This window comes from Streptococcus sp. 2022WUSS083 (assembly GCF_044427155.1).
Classification (GTDB): domain Bacteria; phylum Bacillota; class Bacilli; order Lactobacillales; family Streptococcaceae; genus Streptococcus; species Streptococcus hashimotonensis.
Genome location: NZ_JAOTGK010000001.1, coordinates 73,883 through 92,254 on the forward strand (window position 1 = coordinate 73,883; position 18,372 = coordinate 92,254).

17 protein-coding genes are annotated in these 18,372 nt (G+C 45.4%); 14 read left to right on the forward strand and 3 right to left on the reverse strand.

What is annotated here, in order from left to right:
• The first annotated feature begins 577 nt into the window (after positions 1 to 577).
• The 7 genes from ODU41_RS00345 (at position 578) to ODU41_RS00375 (ending at position 8,111) form a co-directional block, all read left to right on the forward strand.
• The gene (locus ODU41_RS00345; protein ID WP_398578524.1) at positions 578 to 1,819 is read left to right on the forward strand and encodes an aminopeptidase; all 1,242 of its coding nucleotides are present in this window, start codon (positions 578 to 580) and stop codon (positions 1,817 to 1,819) included.
• Between the two features lie 59 nt (positions 1,820 to 1,878).
• Complete coding sequence (locus ODU41_RS00350) at positions 1,879 to 2,112, forward strand: GlsB/YeaQ/YmgE family stress response membrane protein (RefSeq protein WP_044670797.1); 234 nt, start codon at positions 1,879 to 1,881, stop codon at positions 2,110 to 2,112.
• Positions 2,113 to 2,658: 546 nt separating this feature from the next.
• Entirely contained in the window at positions 2,659 to 4,221 is a 1,563-nt protein-coding gene (locus ODU41_RS00355; RefSeq protein ID WP_398578525.1) for a 2-isopropylmalate synthase, read from the forward strand.
• Positions 4,222 to 4,229: 8 nt separating this feature from the next.
• Complete coding sequence (gene leuB / locus ODU41_RS00360; RefSeq protein WP_398578526.1) at positions 4,230 to 5,276, forward strand: 3-isopropylmalate dehydrogenase; 1,047 nt, start codon at positions 4,230 to 4,232, stop codon at positions 5,274 to 5,276.
• A 2-nt stretch (positions 5,277 to 5,278) separates the two neighbouring features.
• Positions 5,279 to 6,670, forward strand: a complete 1,392-nt coding sequence (leuC, locus tag ODU41_RS00365; RefSeq protein ID WP_398578527.1) for a 3-isopropylmalate dehydratase large subunit — start codon at positions 5,279 to 5,281, stop codon at positions 6,668 to 6,670.
• The gene (gene leuD / locus ODU41_RS00370) at positions 6,670 to 7,263 is read left to right on the forward strand and encodes a 3-isopropylmalate dehydratase small subunit (protein ID WP_398578528.1); all 594 of its coding nucleotides are present in this window, start codon (positions 6,670 to 6,672) and stop codon (positions 7,261 to 7,263) included. Before leuC ends, leuD begins: the two co-directional genes overlap by 1 nt.
• 62 nt (positions 7,264 to 7,325) lie before the next feature.
• Positions 7,326 to 8,111, forward strand: coding sequence for an L-threonylcarbamoyladenylate synthase (locus tag ODU41_RS00375; RefSeq protein WP_014638675.1), 786 nt, complete (start codon positions 7,326 to 7,328; stop codon positions 8,109 to 8,111).
• Positions 8,112 to 8,375: 264 nt separating this feature from the next.
• Here the strand turns inward: ODU41_RS00375 and ODU41_RS00380 are convergent, their stop codons facing one another.
• Positions 8,376 to 9,236, reverse strand: coding sequence for a helix-turn-helix domain-containing protein (locus tag ODU41_RS00380; RefSeq protein WP_398578529.1), 861 nt, complete (start codon positions 9,234 to 9,236; stop codon positions 8,376 to 8,378).
• 130 nt (positions 9,237 to 9,366) lie between these two features.
• Between ODU41_RS00380 and ODU41_RS00385 the strand changes: the two genes are divergently transcribed.
• The 3 genes from ODU41_RS00385 (at position 9,367) to ODU41_RS00395 (ending at position 12,869) form a co-directional block, all read left to right on the forward strand.
• Complete coding sequence (locus tag ODU41_RS00385) at positions 9,367 to 9,579, forward strand: hypothetical protein (RefSeq protein ID WP_024379133.1); 213 nt, start codon at positions 9,367 to 9,369, stop codon at positions 9,577 to 9,579.
• A gap of 66 nt (positions 9,580 to 9,645) precedes the next feature.
• Positions 9,646 to 10,524 carry an ABC transporter ATP-binding protein gene (locus tag ODU41_RS00390; protein ID WP_141587526.1) on the forward strand — a complete coding sequence of 293 codons (879 nt, stop codon included), beginning with the start codon at positions 9,646 to 9,648 and terminating at the stop codon, positions 10,522 to 10,524.
• Between the two features lie 2 nt (positions 10,525 to 10,526).
• Positions 10,527 to 12,869 (forward strand): hypothetical protein, encoded by a 2,343-nt coding sequence (locus ODU41_RS00395; RefSeq protein ID WP_398578530.1) that lies wholly within the window; start codon positions 10,527 to 10,529, stop codon positions 12,867 to 12,869.
• Positions 12,870 to 12,913: 44 nt separating this feature from the next.
• Here ODU41_RS00395 and def read toward each other — a convergent pair whose 3' ends face one another.
• Positions 12,914 to 13,528, reverse strand: a complete 615-nt coding sequence (gene def, locus ODU41_RS00400; RefSeq protein ID WP_002938371.1) for a peptide deformylase — start codon at positions 13,526 to 13,528, stop codon at positions 12,914 to 12,916.
• Positions 13,529 to 13,657: 129 nt separating this feature from the next.
• Here def and ODU41_RS00405 point away from each other — a divergent pair, with 129 nt between their 5' ends.
• From ODU41_RS00405 to ODU41_RS00415, 3 genes are read left to right on the forward strand one after another with little or no spacing between them, the layout of a single operon-like run.
• Positions 13,658 to 14,821: an MFS transporter gene (locus ODU41_RS00405; RefSeq protein WP_015647422.1), complete on the forward strand. Its 1,164-nt coding sequence runs from the start codon at positions 13,658 to 13,660 to the stop codon at positions 14,819 to 14,821.
• Between the two features lie 36 nt (positions 14,822 to 14,857).
• Positions 14,858 to 15,484, forward strand: a complete 627-nt coding sequence (locus ODU41_RS00410; RefSeq protein ID WP_238139233.1) for a GNAT family N-acetyltransferase — start codon at positions 14,858 to 14,860, stop codon at positions 15,482 to 15,484.
• Entirely contained in the window at positions 15,475 to 16,203 is a 729-nt protein-coding gene (locus ODU41_RS00415; protein WP_105115511.1) for a pseudouridine synthase, read from the forward strand. The genes ODU41_RS00410 and ODU41_RS00415 overlap by 10 nt, the downstream gene beginning before the upstream one ends.
• A 41-nt stretch (positions 16,204 to 16,244) precedes the next feature.
• Here the strand turns inward: ODU41_RS00415 and ODU41_RS00420 are convergent, their stop codons facing one another.
• The gene (locus ODU41_RS00420) at positions 16,245 to 16,826 is read right to left on the reverse strand and encodes a xanthine phosphoribosyltransferase (RefSeq protein ID WP_398578531.1); all 582 of its coding nucleotides are present in this window, start codon (positions 16,824 to 16,826) and stop codon (positions 16,245 to 16,247) included.
• Between the two features lie 216 nt (positions 16,827 to 17,042).
• On the opposite strand from ODU41_RS00420, the gene ODU41_RS00425 reads away from it, so the two are divergent.
• A complete protein-coding gene (locus ODU41_RS00425) occupies positions 17,043 to 18,353 on the forward strand; it encodes a nucleobase:cation symporter-2 family protein (protein ID WP_398578532.1) in 1,311 nt (436 codons plus the stop codon).
• The last annotated feature ends 19 nt before the right edge of the window (positions 18,354 to 18,372 follow it).

Here is an 18,372-nt window from a genome sequence, read left to right on the forward strand (position 1 = left end):
TCCAACCTCCAAAGGTTCCTCGAACCTTTGGAGCTATGCGGGGGTGGGAGTGAAACAGTCTGGGAATAGACTGTTTCAGCTCAACAACTAGAAATAAAGACTTGTTGACGAACTCTTTTTAGACCAGTCGAGTTCTTTCTCACTCCCTATTTCCAACTTTAAATAATCCACTGGATTGTTTGAACTCGCTTCGGCGTACTTCAGTACAGCCTTCAGCTGTTGACACGAACTTCGTTCGCTTTATCTCCAACCTCTAACTGTCTCCCAGACAGTTAGAGCTAGTACTAAAAGCAAACTGAAAACTTTACTCTGCGAAAATTGAAGTCAGACGTTGTTGACTTGATGTGATGAGTGTAAAGCTCCAGTGGAGTTTTACAGCCTGTTCACTTAAAACAAGAGAGGAGCAGGGTTATGCCTGCGGCTTGTTGACACGAACTCCATTCGTTTCATCTCCAAGCTTCAACTATCTCCCAGAGCTAACCTTTTCAACTTCCTGTATCAGCAGGAAGTTTTTTTATCTGTCTAGCTTAAAATATGATACAATAATAGGGTATTTCAAAGTACAAAGGAGAAAAAGATGGTATTACCAAATTTTAAAGAAAATCTCGCAAAATATGCTAAACTCTTGGTTTCAACAGGTATCAATGTCCAACCTGGTCACACGGTGCAGTTGACAATTGGTGTGGAACAGGCTGAGTTGGCACGCTTGATTGTCAAAGAAGCTTACGCTCACGGTGCTAAGGAAGTCTTGGTCAACTGGTTGGACGACGTGATTGCGCGTGAGCGTTTGGTCAATGTCGATGTGGAACTCTTGGAACAAGTTCATCCACAACGCATCACTGAAATGAACTACCTTTTGGAGCGTAAGGCTAGCCGTTTGGTTGTTTTGTCAGAAGATCCAGGTGCTTACGATGGCGTTGATCCAGAGAAATTGTCTCGCAACGCTCGTGCACTCAGCCAGGCTTTGAACCCAATGCGGCAAGCATCCCAAGCTAACAAAATCAGCTGGACACTCGGTGCAGCCTCTGGTTTGGAATGGGCTAAAAAAGTCTTCCCAAATGCAGCGTCTGACGAAGAGGCAGTGGACCTCCTTTGGGACCAAATCTTCAAGACTTGCCGTATCTACGAGGAAGATCCAATCAAGGCTTGGGAAGAGCACGAAGCACGCTTGGTGGCTAAGGCTAAGGTGCTTAACGACGAGCAGTTTGTCAAATTGCACTACACAGCACCAGGGACTGACCTCGTTCTCGGTATGCCGAAGAATCACTTGTGGGAAGCGGCTGGTTCGGTCAATGCCCAAGGTGAACACTTTATTGCCAACATGCCAACAGAAGAGGTCTTCACAGCACCTGACTACCGTGTGGCAGACGGCTATGTAACGTCAACAAAACCACTCAGCTACAACGGTAACATCATCGAAGGCATCAAAGTAACCTTCAAAGACGGTGAAATCGTGGACGTGACAGCTGAAAAGGGCGATGAAGTTATGAAGAAATTGGTCTTTGATAATGCTGGTGCACGTGGTCTTGGTGAAGTTGCCTTTGTGCCAGACAAGAGCCCAATTTCTCAATCAGGTGTGACCTTCTTCAATACTCTCTTTGATGAAAATGCCTCAAACCACTTGGCGATTGGTCAAGCTTATGCCTTCTCTATCGAAGGTGGTACGGAAATGAGCCAAGAAGAGTTGAAAGAAGCTGGTCTCAACCGCTCAGATGTTCACGTGGACTTCATGATTGGTTCTAACAAGATGAACATTGACGGTATCCGTGAAGACGGTACTCGTGTGCCAATCTTCCGTGACGGTGAGTGGGCTATCTAATGATATGTGTATAAGACTGGGCAACCAGTCTTATTTTGTAAGAATAGGAGGAAAACAAGATGTTAACAAGTATTATCGCAGGTGCCATTATTGGCTTGATTGCCGGAGCCTTGACTTCGTCAGATGACCGTCGTGGTTGTCTGGGGAATATTATCCTTGGGCTTGCTGGTTCGTGGATTGGACAGTTGCTCTTTGGTGATTGGGGGCCACAGTTTGCTGGTATGGCTGTAGTGCCGTCTGTTCTGGGGGCTATTCTCTTAGTGGCGATTTTTAGCAGTTCTAGACGGAATTAAACACCTGAACCGTGCTTCAATTGGAGCATGGTTTTCTATTATCTGGATTTGTACGAATTGCCGTATTGTTCGGATTTTTCAGAAAATTTCCATTTTTCTGTTGACAAGTGAAAAAAAGTAAGGTATCATTGTAAACAATTAAGAACCTGTATTCACAAGTGAAGTGCTTGTATATAAGAGATAGTTTTTCGCTAATCAAGGCAGTTTTTTGAGGGAATACTGACGTATTTTGAAAAAAACTAACGATGAGTAGCTGAAATACTAGCCTTAGATGGAAGTGCTGAACTGTGAATACCGGTTCCAGAATACTGAAAGGAAAAAGTCAAATGAAACCTGTCACTACAAAATTCTTTGCTTTGTTGTTGCGACGGTCGGGCTAGTGCTGAAAGAATGCATTAGTCCTGTTTGGCTTACCAAGCGGGCGCTGTTGACAACATCTCGCAGGTAATAGTCCTCGAGGTGTTTTCTTTTTCTTAGTATACTTTGAAAACTAAGAAAGAGAACCTAATGTCATTTAAAGTTTGTATTGTTTAGAAAGGTATTCTTATGCGTGTGATTGAATTTTTAGATACGACTTTACGAGATGGTGAACAGACGCCGGGTGTGAATTTTTCGATTAAAGAAAAAGTGACCATCGCCAAGCAGTTGGAAAAATGGGGGATTTCTGCTATTGAAGCGGGTTTCCCAGCGGCCAGTCCTGATTCGTTTGAAGCGGTTCGTCAGATTGCGGCAGCGATGACCAAGACAGCTGTGACGGGTTTGGCACGGTCTGTTAAGTCGGACATTGATGCTTGTTATGAGGCTCTGAAAGATGCCAAGTATCCGCAGATTCATGTTTTCATTGCTACCAGTCCGATTCACCGTGAATTTAAACTTCAAAAGACCAAAGAAGAAATTTTGGCGCAAATCACTGAACATGTCAGCTATGCGCGTGAGCGTTTTGAGGTGGTCGAGTTCTCGCCAGAGGATGCGACGCGGACGGAGTTGGATTATTTGCTAGAAGTGGTGCAGACAGCGGTAGATGCTGGTGCGACCTACATCAATATTCCAGATACAGTCGGCTTTACGACTCCTCAGCACTACGGAGAAATTTTCCGTTACTTGACGACAAATGTCAAATCGGACCGTGAGATTATTTTCAGTCCGCATTGCCATAATGACCTAGGTATGGCTGTTGCCAATACCCTATCGGCCATTAAAAACGGTGCCGGTCGTGTCGAGGGAACTATCAACGGTATCGGGGAGCGAGCAGGGAATGCGGCCCTTGAAGAAGTAGCAGTTGCCCTTGAAATTCGGAAAGATTTCTATGATGTGACTAGTCCGATTGTTCTTAAGGAAACGCTCAATACTTCGGAATTAGTATCTCGCTTTTCTGGGATTGCCATTCCACGCAATAAGGCGGTTGTCGGTGGCAATGCCTTCTCTCACGAGTCAGGAATTCACCAAGATGGTGTCTTGAAAAATCCATTGACCTATGAAATCATTACACCTGAGTTGGTAGGGGTCAAGAAAAATTCTCTGCCACTGGGTAAACTATCTGGTCGCCATGCCTTTGTAGAAAAGCTGAAAGAACTAGACCTGTATTTTGAAGAAGGAGACGTTGCTAGCTTGTTTGCTCGTTTCAAAAACCTGGCAGACAAGAAGGAAAAGATTACGGATGCGGATATTCGTGCCTTGGTAGCAGGGACAGAAATCAGCAATCGTGATGGTTTCCAATTTAAAGATTTGCGTTTGGATAGTCAGTCTGACGGAAGTATTCAGGCTCAGGTCATCTTTATCAATCAGGATGAGGAAGAAGTGGTCGTTGTGGAATCAGGCAAGGGTTCGGTTGAGGCTGTCTTTAATGCTATTGACCAATTCTTCCAGCAGGAAATCAGCTTGGAACGCTACCATATCGACGCTATTACCGATGGTATCGATGCTCAAGCTCGTGTACTGGTTGCTGTAGAAAACAAGGCAACGGAAACAATCTTTAATGCCTCTGGTATTGACTTTGACGTGGTGAAGGCTTCTGCCATTGCCTATATCCATGCTAATGTCATGGTGCAAAAAGAAAATAGTGGACAGATAGATAAGAAACTATCTGAGAAGGACATGCCACACATCTAGGAGGAAGTATGACGAAAAAAATTGTAGCCTTGGCTGGTGATGGAATCGGTCCTGAAATCATGGAGGCTGGCCTAGCAGTTCTCGAGGCTGTGGCTGGGCAAGTAGGATTTGATTATGAGATTGAGGAGAGAGCTTTTGGTGGCGCTGGGATTGATGCGGCTGGCCATCCTCTACCAGATGCTACCTTGCAAGCCTGCCGGCAGGCGGATGCGATTTTGTTAGCAGCAATCGGTAGCCCTCAATATGATGATGCGGCGGTCCGTCCAGAACAAGGTCTTCTTCAACTTCGGAAGGAATTGGGTCTCTTTGCCAATATCCGTCCGGTGAAAATTTTTGATAGCCTGAAAGACTATTCTCCTCTGAAGGCCGACCGGCTGGATGGTGTGGATTTGGTCATGGTAAGGGAGTTGACAGGTGGGATTTATTTTGGAGAGCATATTCTGGAAACAGACCAAGCCAGCGATAGCAATACCTATCAGGTAGAAGAGATTGAACGGGTTGTCCGCTCTGCCTTTGACCTAGCCCAAAAAAGACGAAAAAAAGTCACCAGCATTGATAAACAAAATGTACTGGCGACGTCAAAATTATGGCGTAAGGTAGCGGATGAGGTGGCTAAGGACTACCCAGATGTGGTCTTGGAGCACCAGTTGGTGGATAGCGCAGCCATGCTCTTGATTACCAATCCTAGTCGATTTGACGTCTTGGTGACGGAAAATCTCTTCGGGGATATCTTGTCGGATGAGGCCAGTGTACTGACAGGAACGTTGGGGGTTCTGCCTTCTGCTAGTCATGCGGTGGCAGGTCCCAGTCTCTACGAACCTATCCATGGTTCGGCACCGGATATTGCCGGTCAGGGCATTGCCAATCCTGTCAGTATGATTCTATCTGTTGCCATGATGCTGGAAGAAAGTTTTGATTTGGTCCAAGCAGGTCAGACCATTCGCCAGGCAGTTGAAGCGGTCTTTTCACAGGGGATTTTCACTAAAGATCTAGGTGGCACTGCCACTACCAAAGAAATGACAGAGGCCATTATTGCCCAGATTGGAGGTGGGTAGATATGAGTGGCAAATCCATTTTCGATAAGCTCTGGGACCGCCATGTGATTACAGGGCAGGAAGGTCAGCCTCAGCTCCTCTATGTTGATCAACATTATGTCCACGAGGTGACCAGTCCCCAGGCCTTTCAAGGATTGAGGGATACAGGGCGATCTGTTCGGCGCCCAGACTTGACCTTTGCGACTTTTGACCACAACGTGCCAACCGTTGATATTCACAATATCCGTGATGTCATTTCCAAGGCTCAGATGGATGCCTTGGCTAAGAATATAGAAGATTTCGGCATTCCCCACGCAGCCCACGGTTCGGAACATCAGGGGATTGTCCACATGGTTGGACCAGAAACAGGCAAGACCCAGCCAGGTAAGTTCATTGTCTGCGGAGATAGCCATACAGCGACTCACGGAGCCTTTGGGGCTATTGCCTTTGGGATTGGTACTTCTGAAGTGGAGCACGTTCTCGCTACCCAGACCATTTGGCAGGTCAAACCTAAGCGACTCCTAGTAGAGTTTGTCGGTCAGGCGCAAAGAGGTGTCTATGCCAAGGATTTTATCCTGGCTCTGATTGCCCGCTACGGCGTAGATTGTGGTTTGGGTCATGTGGTCGAGTTCGCAGGACTCGTCATCGACCGACTCAGCATGGAAGAGCGGATGACCATTTGCAATATGTCCATTGAGTTCGGCTCTAAGATGGGCATTATGGCTCCAGACCAGACCACTTTTGACTACCTGCGGGGTCGGGAGTGTGCACCAGCGGACTTCGATGCGGCGGTGGCAGACTGGAAGGAGCTCTACTCGGATGCGGACACGGTCTATGACAAGCACCTAATTCTTGATGTGACCGATTTGGCTCCCATGGTGACTTGGGGAACCACACCTGCTATGGGGGTGAGCTTCGATGAAAGCTTTCCAACTATCCGTGACCACAACGACGAGCGGGCCTACGCCTACATGGATTTGGCTCCAGGCCAAAAGGCTGCGGACATTCCCATCGGCTATGTCTTCCTGGGCTCTTGTACCAATGCTCGCCTCAGCGATTTGCAGCTGGCAGCTAGGATTGTTAAGGGGCGGAAAATAGCAGAGCAGGTTACGGCTATTGTCGTACCAGGCAGTCGCCCTGTCAAGCGAGCTGCAGAAAAGCTTGGTCTAGACAAGATTTTTATGGAGGCTGGTTTTGAGTGGCGGGATCCCGGTTGCTCCATGTGTCTGGGTATGAATCCAGACAAGGTCCCTGCGGGTGTCCACTGCGCCTCCACAAGTAATCGAAACTTTGAAGACCGACAGGGCTTTGGGGCCAAGACCCACTTGTGTAGTCCTGCGATGGCTGCCGCAGCTGCGCTTTATGGACGATTTGTCGATACCAGAAAGCTAGACATTTTCAAGGAGGACGTCTAATGCACCAATTTACCACATGGACTGGGACAACTGTTTCACTCATGAATGATAATATTGACACCGACCAACTCCTGCCCAAGCAATTTCTCAAGCTGATTGACAAAAAGGGATTTGGCAAATATCTGCTATATGCTTGGCGGTACTTGGATGATAACTACACGGACAATCCTGATTTCATTCTCAATCAGCCTGAGTATCAAGGCGCTAGTATCCTCATATCTGGGGATAACTTCGGAGCAGGTTCTTCTAGGGAACACGCTGCTTGGGCTCTGGCAGATTATGGCTTCAAGGTCATCATTGCAGGCTCCTTTGGAGATATTCATTACAACAATGACTTGAACAATGGGATTCTGCCCATTATCCAGCCCAAAGAAGTCAGGGACCAACTAGCTCAGCTGGCTCCTGACCAAGAAATCACGGTTGACTTGGCAGATCAGTTGATACGGACGCCTTTTGGGGAATTCCCATTTGATATCGAACAGGACTGGAAACACAAGTTGCTCAATGGCTTAGACGATATCGGTATTACCTTACAGTATCAGGATTTGATTACTGAGTATGAGGGCAGTCGCCCAAGCTACTGGCAAGAATAAAATATATATTAGAAAACAAGCAGATTGCTCTGCTATGGAACAAAAGAAAAGAGGAAATTATTATGACGAAACAAATTCACTGGGATGGCGCACTTTCACAAGAAGGTTTTGACATTATCAAAGGTGAGGGAGGCGTGATTGTCTGTCCGACTAAGGTTGGTTATATTATCATGACTGCCGACAAGGCTGGCTTGGAGCGTAAGTTTGATGCCAAAGAGCGTAAGCGTAATAAGCCGGGCGTGGTCCTTTGTGGTAGCATGGAGGAGCTTCGTGAGTTGGCTCAGTTGACTCCTGAGATTGATGCCTTCTACCAAAAACATTGGGATGAGGACATTTTGTTGGGTTGTATCCTGCCTTGGAAACCAGAGGCTTATGCTAAGTTGCAGGCTTATGGCGATGGTCGTGAGGAGTTGATGACCGACGTGCGTGGTACTTCATGCTTTGTTATCAAGTTTGGTGTGGCTGGCGAGCAGATTGCCAAGGAAATGTGGGAAAAAGAAGGCCGTATGGTCTACGCTTCATCTGCTAACCCGTCAGGTAAGGGAAATCGTGGCAAGGTAGAAGGTATCGGTGAGCGTATCGCTTCTAAGGTGGATTTGATTATCGAGGCGGATGACTATGTGGCATCTATCCAGCCAGACAAGACCATTGAAACCCGCTATGAGCAAGGCGTTATGGTGTCTATGGTAGACAAAGATGGTAAACTCATTCCAGAACAAGGCGCGGATAGCCGTTCTATCAGCCCATGCCCAGTTGTCATCCGTAAGGGTCTGGACATTGATAAAATCATGATGCACTTGTCTGACCATTTCAACTCTTGGGACTACAGACAAGGGGAATATTACTAAGATATCGTCATTTAGTTTATCTTTTATTACGTCGACGAACGAGGAAACTCCGTTTCCTTATTTCCAACTTCAAATAATTTCATCATTAGAGAACTCGCCTCGCTGTACTCTGCAGAGGTGACTTGCTCCGCAAGTGCTATTTCCAACCTCTAACTGTCTCCCAGACAGTTAGAGCTAGTACTAAAAGCAAACTGAAGACTATAAACTATAAATAGGAACGATCCGAAAGGGTCGTTTTTTCGTACATAAAAAACTGACCGAAATTCAGTCAGTTTGGTGCTGTTTGATAAGTTTTTTGAGGTTGTCGACTAGCCTTTTCTCGTCTGTCAGTTCCAAGATTTGTAATCCTTTTTCCACCAGTTCTTGCTTGTTTTGGGCTATGCCTAGATAGACATAGGCACGGGCTAGTTGGTCATAGCGTTTTTCTTGCTTGGCTAGGTCCATGAGTTTGGTGGCAAAAAAAGTAGACTTGTTGTACTGTCTTTGTTCCAAGAAAAAATAAGAAAGAGACTGATAGTATGACAGTATGGTGGGCTGGATTCGCTTGTAATCCTTGTATTTTTCCAATCGTTTTAGAAGAAGATTGGCAGTTTCTTCAAGGCTATCAAGTGAAGAAATCTTGGACAGAAGAGTACCTACTAAGATAATATCGTTATGGTACCAGTTATCATATCGTTCCAATTCTGACCAGAGGAGTTTGGACAGGGTTTCAGCTTCGTCGGAAAGCTGGGTGATAGAAGAACTTTTTCGGACAGCTACAACGGTCTCCAGGAGGAGGCACTTTCTGTGAATAGGAATATCATTGGGTTCTTTTTTCAAATGGTCCTGGCAACGCTTTATCAAATCCTCCATGGTCTTCGTGGTCGGATTTCTGAGATTATCTATATCATAGAGCAGTTGTTGGCGTTGGCTGGGCTGGTAGTAGTTACAGAGGTATTCAAACTCCTCGAAGGTCATATCAACTTGCTTGAGCAAGAACCGCATGAGCTCATAGCTAGGAATGTTCTGATTTTTCTCGAAACGTGACAAGGTCGTTCGATTGATATAATCCCCACATACTTGCTCTTGGCTCAAACGTTTGCTTTTCCGAATGCTCTTATAAACACTTCCGTAATCCCATCTCATGTTCAAACTCCTTCAAAAAATGTGATTATTTGCAACAAAATAAATAAACTTTATAAAAATAGTATATCATAATAATGTGGAAATATTGTTTTTTATATATAGAAAATAGGCTGATAAAAGGAGTAACCTAATGAAACAGCTTGATAAAAACACCTTATTTTTAAGTGCAGTTATTGTTCTTTCGTGTAGTGTCCTATTATTTCATATGGACCCGATTCAGATTGTAGATAGAGAGATTTGGCTCTGGCTACATTCATTTATTCATGTGCTATTTTTAAAACCTGCTGCTAGTCTAGGTTTTCTTATGGGGCTTTATCTGCTATACAAGGCTCTCAAGAAGTAGTCTAGCTAACTAAGCTGATGAAAGTCTGCTACACCGCTCTGCCATTTCTCCAAGAAAGGAGTTTCTATGCTAAATGTTCGTGATGTCTGCAAGCGATACGGTGCCCACCAGGTCTTGTCCTATGTGTCCTTTGAGTTGCAAGCGGGGGACTTGGTGGCTCTTGTGGGTCCCAATGGTGTGGGAAAATCCACTCTGTTGAATATCATCAGCAACACAGAAACCGCTGACCGTGGGTCGGTAACCATCAATGGTCGTCCCAATAGTGACCGAGCGATTTTTCAAGATATGTCTGTCATGTTGGATGCCCAAGCCCTTTATCCACAGTTGACGGGTTATGACCATCTGACCTATGTGGCTGCCACCCACAAGCTGGGGAAAAAGGAAGTGGATGGGCTGGTGGAAGAATTGGGGATGGGCTACTATGTCAAAAAGCGGGTGGCTGGCTATTCCATGGGTATGAAGCAGAAGTTGCTCTTTGCCATGGCTGTCCTTCCCAAGCCCAAGCTCTTGTTGCTGGATGAGCCCCATATCGGCTTGGATCCGACCAATATCATTCAACAGCGGGAATTTCTTCTAAACCTACAAGCAGAAGGGGTTGCCATTTTGCTTTCTTCACACCATCTGTCGGAGATTGAGAAGCTGACTAATCAGGTTTATTTCCTCAAGGCCAGCAAGTTGATTGCCACAGAAGTGGAGTTGACGGCTGATTATGATTACCATCTTGCTGTGGAAAACTCCAAGCAGGTTCAGGAATTTTTACGGGATTATCCTCAACTCTTGTGGAAAAAGGCAGAGCAGGGTCTGGTGGAAATCTTCTTGCCTGAGAGAGATTTACTGGATTGTTTGGATCGTATTCCAATCCAGCAGGTGGCTGGTCTTACAAAAGCCAGCGACTATATGGAATCCCTCTATCGTGATCTCTACGTGGAGGAAGGTGGTGAGTAGACATGAGGCTGAACTTTGAAATCAAGAAAATCCTCTGGTCGCCTCTTTACTGCCTGCTCTTGCTGGGTTTTCTAGGTCTGGCCTACCTTCCTATTTCTCAGCGCCAAGTCCACCAAGCGACCTATGTGGAAACCTATAAAAAAGAATTGAGTGAATTAGCTAGTGTCTTGGCAGATATAAAAATTGAGGAGGAGTCAGAAGAAGCACCGCGGATGGTGGGATTGAAATCCGATATTGAAAGTATCAGTCAGGCCTTGGATGAGGGGAAGTTTGAACTGATACCCAACTACCGCAAACTCATGTATCAGGATTTGGACTATTTTATCAGTCGCAATCGACAGCTTTTTCAAACGCGACAATCCTTGACGCTTAGTGAGGTCGAACGTTTGGCCAGATGGAATGACTGGTTGCTTGCCTACCAATTGCCTGATGGTCCTGAAAACAAGGCTTGGTCAACAGGGCGTATTGTTCAAGCCTACTTAGAAAGTTTGTTTGGTTTTCTTCCTGTATTTTTGGTGCTTGGTTTTCTACTTGCCAATCAACTGTCAGAAAAGACACTTGCGCATCAAGTTTGGCAATTGCGGCAATGGGATAGTCTGAGTTTGCAGGGGATGAGGCGTTTGGTTGCTTCCTTGCTTTCGCTTTTGCTGGCTGTGGGGATAGGTTTGCTTTTTATCCTGGTCTATGATGGGCTGACAGGTCAGTTGGCTGTATCTAGTTTTCAAGCCACTGTTGAGATTTTGGGTCAGAGTCAGTTGATAGGCTCTTGGCTTTACGGACTTATCTTGCTTGGTTTTTGGCTAATCTTACTCCTAGCTATTCGCCTACTTTTTGGATTTTTGGACCACTTGTTAGCCAGTCGGCTGATTTTTGGAGTGACGGGGCTACTATTGGCTCTGGGGCTTTCCTATCAGGCTGGTGCAGTAGCTGGTTGGTCAGGGCAAGTATTTCCCTTACTGGCCTTTCCTAGTTTTTTAGACACAGGCGTATTTTCACAGGTCTTTTTACAGGTGGATGTTTTCCTCCTGCTAACCATTGGGATTTTCTTTGCTTATTATGTGCTGACAGAAAAGAAAAGGCTGGTCCTGACCGTGGGGCATCAGAAGGAGTTAGACACAGGTTCTTTAGACAAGGTTTGGTCTTTTGATGTTCTCATCCTTAGTCGGCTCAAGACTTGGAAAGGGCTCGTCTTAGTAAACTTGCTCTTAGCTCTGCTATTTTCCCTACTGACGGGACTAGAAAAGCAAGAGGTTGCCCAAGAGGAGAGGGTTTCGATGGAGTTGGTTGCCCAGTCCTATGAGCAGGATGGGGCATATGTGGAGGTTTTGCAGTCGGAAATCAACCGTCTGAGGCAGTTGGTCAAAGAGGACGCGAGCTATCAGGAAGAGTTGGAGCTGAGGCTTGGTCTCTTGCAAGAATATCGTGTCTATAAGGACCTCTATGTCAAGCAATGGCAGGTTTATCAGGAAAAACCTCAGGCTCTGTCGGCCAGTCACCTTGCTATGCTGGAGGCAGAGCAGGTCTATCTATGGGCCAGAGAGGAGAAGGCTTTTGCCAATGGGGATATTGGGGCCAGCCAGACGGTGGACAATCTTCGCCGTTACCAGACCCGCAATCAGGTCAGTCAGTATTACTGGCAGCAGCTGATGGAGGCTGGGGTGCCAGCAACTAAGCGGGGCAAGGATGTCATTTTGACCAGCTTGGAAAATCGTTTTGATACCAATGATGCCTTGGTTCCAGTAGATAATCCCTCTTGGGACCGTTCCAGAGATTTGTCAGGTATCGGTAGCCTGCGTTCTCTTTTTGATGGTCCGACCTATTTGGTGGTGCTCTTGCTGGCGGTTGGGATTGGCAGTCGGGGCAAGGCGGTGGAAGTTGCTGGAAAAAACTGGCGTCTCTATCAGACCCAGCCTGTGGATTTGCGTCAGGTTCTATTCACCAAGTGGTTGCTGGGACTGGTCCAGGCACTTGGTTTTACGCTACTCTTTCTCCTTGCTTTATTCTTGATCAACAGCCTGGTTGGTGGTTTTGGTTATCTGGAAGATGGCCTAATCTTGCTTTCCCATTCGGAGAGGGGTATTTTTCTTGAACTCCTGATAGGACAAGAACTCTGGGCTTGGTTCCTGCCCAATGCTCCTTATCTCTTGTGGATGGTGCTTGGCTTGCTTGTCTTGGAAATTGTTCTAGTCAGTCTCAATCATCTTTTGCAAGTTCGGTTTTCAAACCGTTTAGTGGTTTTCATCCTACTAGCTGGTTTGCTGACTCTGCTGGACTACCTCCTCTTTCAAGACCTGATTTTGGATGGGCAGGAGGTCTTTAGGCAGTTAGCTTTGCTATTTTCATAAAAAAAGAAAAACTGGCTGAAAATTTTTCAGTCAGTTTCTTATGTTTATTCAATTACCAACATGCCTTCTTTAACGGCAAATGGGTGTTCTGGGTCAATGCGGTCGTAGAACATGACACCGTTGAGGTGGTCGATTTCGTGTTGGACCACGATGGCATTAAATCCCTTGAGTTTGATACGGTGCTTTTCTCCATTTTTGTCCATGTAGTCAACAGTCACACGTGCGTGGCGGACTACGTAGCCTTGGACTTCGCGGTCAACGGATAAGCAGCCCTCGCCCCCTTCCATAGCCGCTTCTTGGACAGAATGTGCCACGATTTTAGGGTTGTACATGACCTCTTGGAGGGAGTAGGCTTGGGCAGGTGGATTGCCTTCCTCATCTTCTGGATTTGGGACTAAGACAGCAATGATGCGTTTGGAAACGTCAATCTGAGGTGCAGCTAGACCAACTCCGCCACGGAGTTTCATTTTTTCAGCCATGACAGGATCCTGCGAATGTTTGAGGAATTGCATCATTTTTTCGCCTAAAATAATTTCCTGATCAGATAGTGGAAATGCAACTTCTTCAGCGACCTGGCGTAGGGTTGGATGTCCTTCACGGATGATGTCATCCATGTCAATCAAATGGGCAGCTTTTGTCAATCGTTCAATAACAGACATGATTCTCTCCTTTGAATATAGTTAAGATAAGTATAGCATGAAATGGGAGAGAATAAAAGTCGGACTTTTCTATCCATTCGCTTTCAAATCTGTTATACTAGTAAAAGACGAACGTTGAAAGGGAGAAAAATGAAAAGAATTTTAGAAAAAGCCAGTTTGCTGGCCCTATCCACCATGCTGGTTTCGACATTTGCTGTCTCGCCAGCTATTCCACAGATGATTGAGCATTTTGCTCAGCAGGGAATTGCAGCGGCCCAGGTGGAAAACTTAATTACGGTGACCTCTTTTGCTATTATGGTTACTCTATTGGCAAACGGTCTAGTTGTCCGTTTTTTGTCTGAACGAAACATTATCATTGCAGGGCTTTTGCTTATGGCCATCGGCGGAGCTTTGCCCATGTTTCTAACTGCTTATCCTCTGATTTTATTGGCTCGCATCTTGCTTGGTTTGGGGATTGGCTTAATCAATGCGCGTGCTATTAATATCATCGGTAATTTTTTCACCGGTCAGGAGCGGGTGCAGATGATGGGCTTGCGTGGTTCAGCAGAGGTTTTGGGAAGTGCAGGGCTCACCCTCCTTGTCGGTTGGTTGACCCAGTTTGGTTGGCAACCTGCCTTCTTGGTCTACCTTTTTGCCTTGGTCATCTTGGCTCTCTTCCTTCTCTTTGTTCCCAAAGAGGAATTGCTGGCTCGCATGGAGGTAAAGGTTGAGGAGAATGCGCCCAAGGTCAAACTGGACAAGACCATGTGGATGATGGGAATTTATCTGGCATTCTTAGCCTTCTTTGTTATCAACGTCAATACCTTCCTGACCATTCGTATTCCTCAGATTGTTTTAGCCAAGGGCATCGGTACTGCTCAGCAAGCCAGTCTCATTCTCAGTCTTATGCAGGTCATGGGGATTGTGGCAGGGACGGTCTTTAGTAGCCTGGTTGGTCGTTTGAAGGGTTGGCTTTTAGCTGTTTCCTACGTGGTCTTTGGACTAGCGGTTATCGGCATTGCCTTTGCGGATAATCTCTGGGTGCTGGGACTTGGTGGTATGGTGTCAGGATTTTTCTACAGCATCATCCTAACCATTGTCTTTAGTCAGGTAACAGACCGTGCACCCAAGGCCTTGCTCAATGCGGTCATGACAATCGTCCTTATGGGCTGCAATATCGGCGGTGCGACATCTGCTATCTTGCCGACCTATCTGGAAAAACTCAACCCAACCCCAACAGGTGCCTTTGGTATTTACGCCATCGGCTGTGCCTTGATAAGCGCAGGCTTGATTTATAAACAACTGAAGAAGTAGGAGCGGATTTCCGCTCCTTTTTGGTATAATATTCTTATGTTAGAAAATAACCGCTTAAATGAATTAATACTACGTTTTCCCGAGGATGTTCAGTTGATTTTTAAGGACATGATTCCCTCCTATCAGTTGGGCTATGTGGATTATGTCTATCAGACAGATAGTTACGCCACCCAAAACCGTCGGATTAAAAATTTAGCAAAAAATTTCCGAAGAATGGATTATTTTTACATCATGCCCCTGCCCCAGGATCTGGCATTGGAAATTGCTAACCAATGGCGCTATCAACCACCTTTGGATGCCTATACAATTAGTGCAAACCCCGAGACTTATGCTGAGATGATTTCACCAGAGGCGCGTGGGGACCGCTTTTTTGCAGTCATCCGCAATGCCGCACTCATGGGCTATTTCTGTATGGACCAAGATTGCGAGACAGTTGACATTCGTTTGGGCATGAAACCTTCTTTGACAGGTCAGGGAAATGGCAGAGCTTTCTACCAGACTATTGAAGACTATTTAGTAGAGCATGTTCAGCCAGCTAGTATCAAACTGACAGTTGCTAGCTCTCATCAAGTTGCCCAAAAACTCTTTCATGCTCTTGGTTTTACAGAAATAGAAAAGCAAGCAGAATATATCAAAATGGAAAAGAAAGTCGTATGCGATTAGATAAATTTTTAGTGGATTGCGGTGTTGGCAGTCGGACAGAAGTCAAGAAACTCCTGAAAAACAAACAAGTCACAGTCAACGGCCAAGTAGAAACCTCCCCAAAACAGCAGATTAATGAAAAGTCAGATCAGATTGCAGTAGCGGGCCAGGTCTTGAGTCATGAAACCTTTGTTTACTATCTGTTAAACAAGCCCAAGGGTGTGATTTCAGCCACGGAGGATGACCGTCATCGGACTGTCTTGGACCTGCTAGATGATACAGCTCGCCTGAAGGAAGTTTTTCCTGTTGGACGCTTGGACATCGATACCCATGGCTTGCTCCTCTTGACCAACAACGGTCAGCTGGCTCATGTCATGCTTTCTCCGAAAAAACATGTTGATAAACTCTACCGTGCACAGGTGGACGGGATCATGACCCAAGAGGATGTCGAACGATTTGCGGCAGGAATTGAACTGAAAGACTTTACCTGTCAGCCAGCCCAGTTGACCATCCTCTCTACAGATGAAGTTAAGCAGACCTCGCTCGTTGACATCACCATCCGAGAAGGGAAATTTCACCAGGTCAAACGCATGGTGCAGGCCTGTGGCAAGACCGTGACAGACTTGCAACGATTGACCATGGGGCCTCTTAGCTTAGATCCAAAATTAGCGCTTGGAGAATACCGCAGGTTGACTGCTGCCGAATTAAAGCAATTAGAAGTCTTTGGTGTGGAATTATAGATAAATAGAAGAGACTTGCTCCCGATTGGAAGCAAGTCCTTTTAAATATCCGCAGCTGCAAAAACAACCTGTCCATCTTGAAATTTTTCAATACGAGCGAGAGAAGTAACCGGGACACCTGCATCCAGTAAGAGCTGGCGACCGTCTTGGAAGGACTTTTCGATGATGATACCAACCCCAGCTACTTGTGCCCCGGCCTGTTGGATAATGTCAATCAAGCCTTTTGCTGCTTGTCCATTGGCCAAAAAGTCATCAACGATTAGAACACGGTCCTCAGGTGACAAAAACTTACTAGCAATAGAAACGGTGCTAGTAACTTGCTTGGTAAATGAATAGACTTCAGCGGTCAAAATGCCTTCGGTCATAGTAATATTTTTATGCTTTTTTGCAAAAATCATTGGCACATCTAAGCTTTCTGCAACATAGACGGCTGGTGCAATACCCGAGGCTTCGATCGTGACAACCTTGGTAATTTCTTTAGAGCGATAGGCCTCTGCCAAGACCTGCCCCATTTCTTTCATCAAGCGAAAATCAACCTGATGGGTCAAGAATGAGTCAACTTTTAAGATATTTTCTCCTAATACCTGACCATCTTTTAAAATGCGTTCTTCCAAAGCTTTCATGCTTATCTTCTCCTCCAAATGATACTTTTGTGTATTATAGCATTTTTTGGCTAAAATCAAAACAATAAACGAATTTTTGTGTTGAGATATTGTATATATTGACAAAATTCATTGCAAAATACGAATGTTCTGTGTTTATCGGAGCAAAATGTATTGAAAATGATTATATTCTCTGTTAGACTAATACCAATATTTAGGAATAAAGAAGGAGAAATCATGTCTCAGAAAATAACAAACGAACATTCTTCGGATATGCTTTACGGAATTGATGAACAACCACCAAAAGGGATGGCTGTTTTGCTTGCTTTTCAGCATATTTTAGCAGCTTTTGCAGGAATCATCGCAGTGCCTCTTATCGTTGCAAGTGCCTTGGGATTATCGGTAGAAGATACTTCTATTATGGTATCAGCCTCTATCTTTGTTGCTGGTATTGCTACCATTTTACAATCTAAAGGTGTTGGGCCAGTAGGTTCACGTGTCTCTGGTATGATGGGGACGGACTTTACCTTTGCCAATCCAGCTATCAGTGTTGGTAGCCAGCTCGGGATTGCAGGTATTGTAGGAGCAACCATTGCTGGTTCATTTGTAGAGATTGCTCTCAGTCGTTTTGTCAAACCCTTGATGCGCTTCTTTCCGCCTTTGATTACAGGAACTGTTGTATCCCTCATCGGTATTACCCTGATGCCAGTTAGTATGGACTGGGCAGCTGGTGGAGCTGGCGCTTCAGACTATGCTTCAGTTGAAAATATCAGTATTGCCTTTATCGTCTTGGTCTTCACTTTGGCTTTAAATCATTATGGTAAAGGAATGCTGAAAACAGCCTCTGTCTTCTTTGGGATGGTTTTTGGTTATATCTTGTGTATTTTTCTTGGGAAAGTTGATTTATCGGCTGTAGGAGAAGCAGCCTGGTTTGCTCTTCCTAAAATTTTCCATTACGGTGTAAAATTTGACCTATCTTCTATTCTAGCCTTCATTCCAGCCTATGTCGTATCTTTGATTGGTACGGTGGGAATTATGATGGCCATTGGAGAAGCCTCAAATCAAAAGATTTCTTCTGAGCGGGCAGCAAATGGTGTTCTGGCAGACGGAGTTGGTTCCTTGATTGCAGGTATTTTTGGTGCTGGTCCAAATACAGCCTTCTCACAAAACGTTGGCCTCATTACTTTGACAAAAGTTGCTAGTCGTCATGTCATGATTTTAGCCGGTATTATCTTGACTCTACTTGGCGTCTTTCCAAAATTATCAGCTTTGATTTCCATCATGCCGCAGCCTGTTCTTGGTGGTGTTGGGATTATCATGTTCGGTTTGGTTGCTGCCCAAGGGATTAAGACTCTTGCAACTGTAAAAATTGGTGACCGTGAGCTCTTGATTATTTCCATTGCCTTTGCGCTGGGGATTGGAGTGACCGTTCGTCCAGAATTATTGAGTCATCTTCCATCAGCTCTTCAAATGGTCTTCTCATCAGGTATTTCAACAGGGACCTTGGCTGCCTTGGTATTAAATCTGGTGTTAAAAGAGGAAAAATAAGAGTTATTTTATTAGTTTG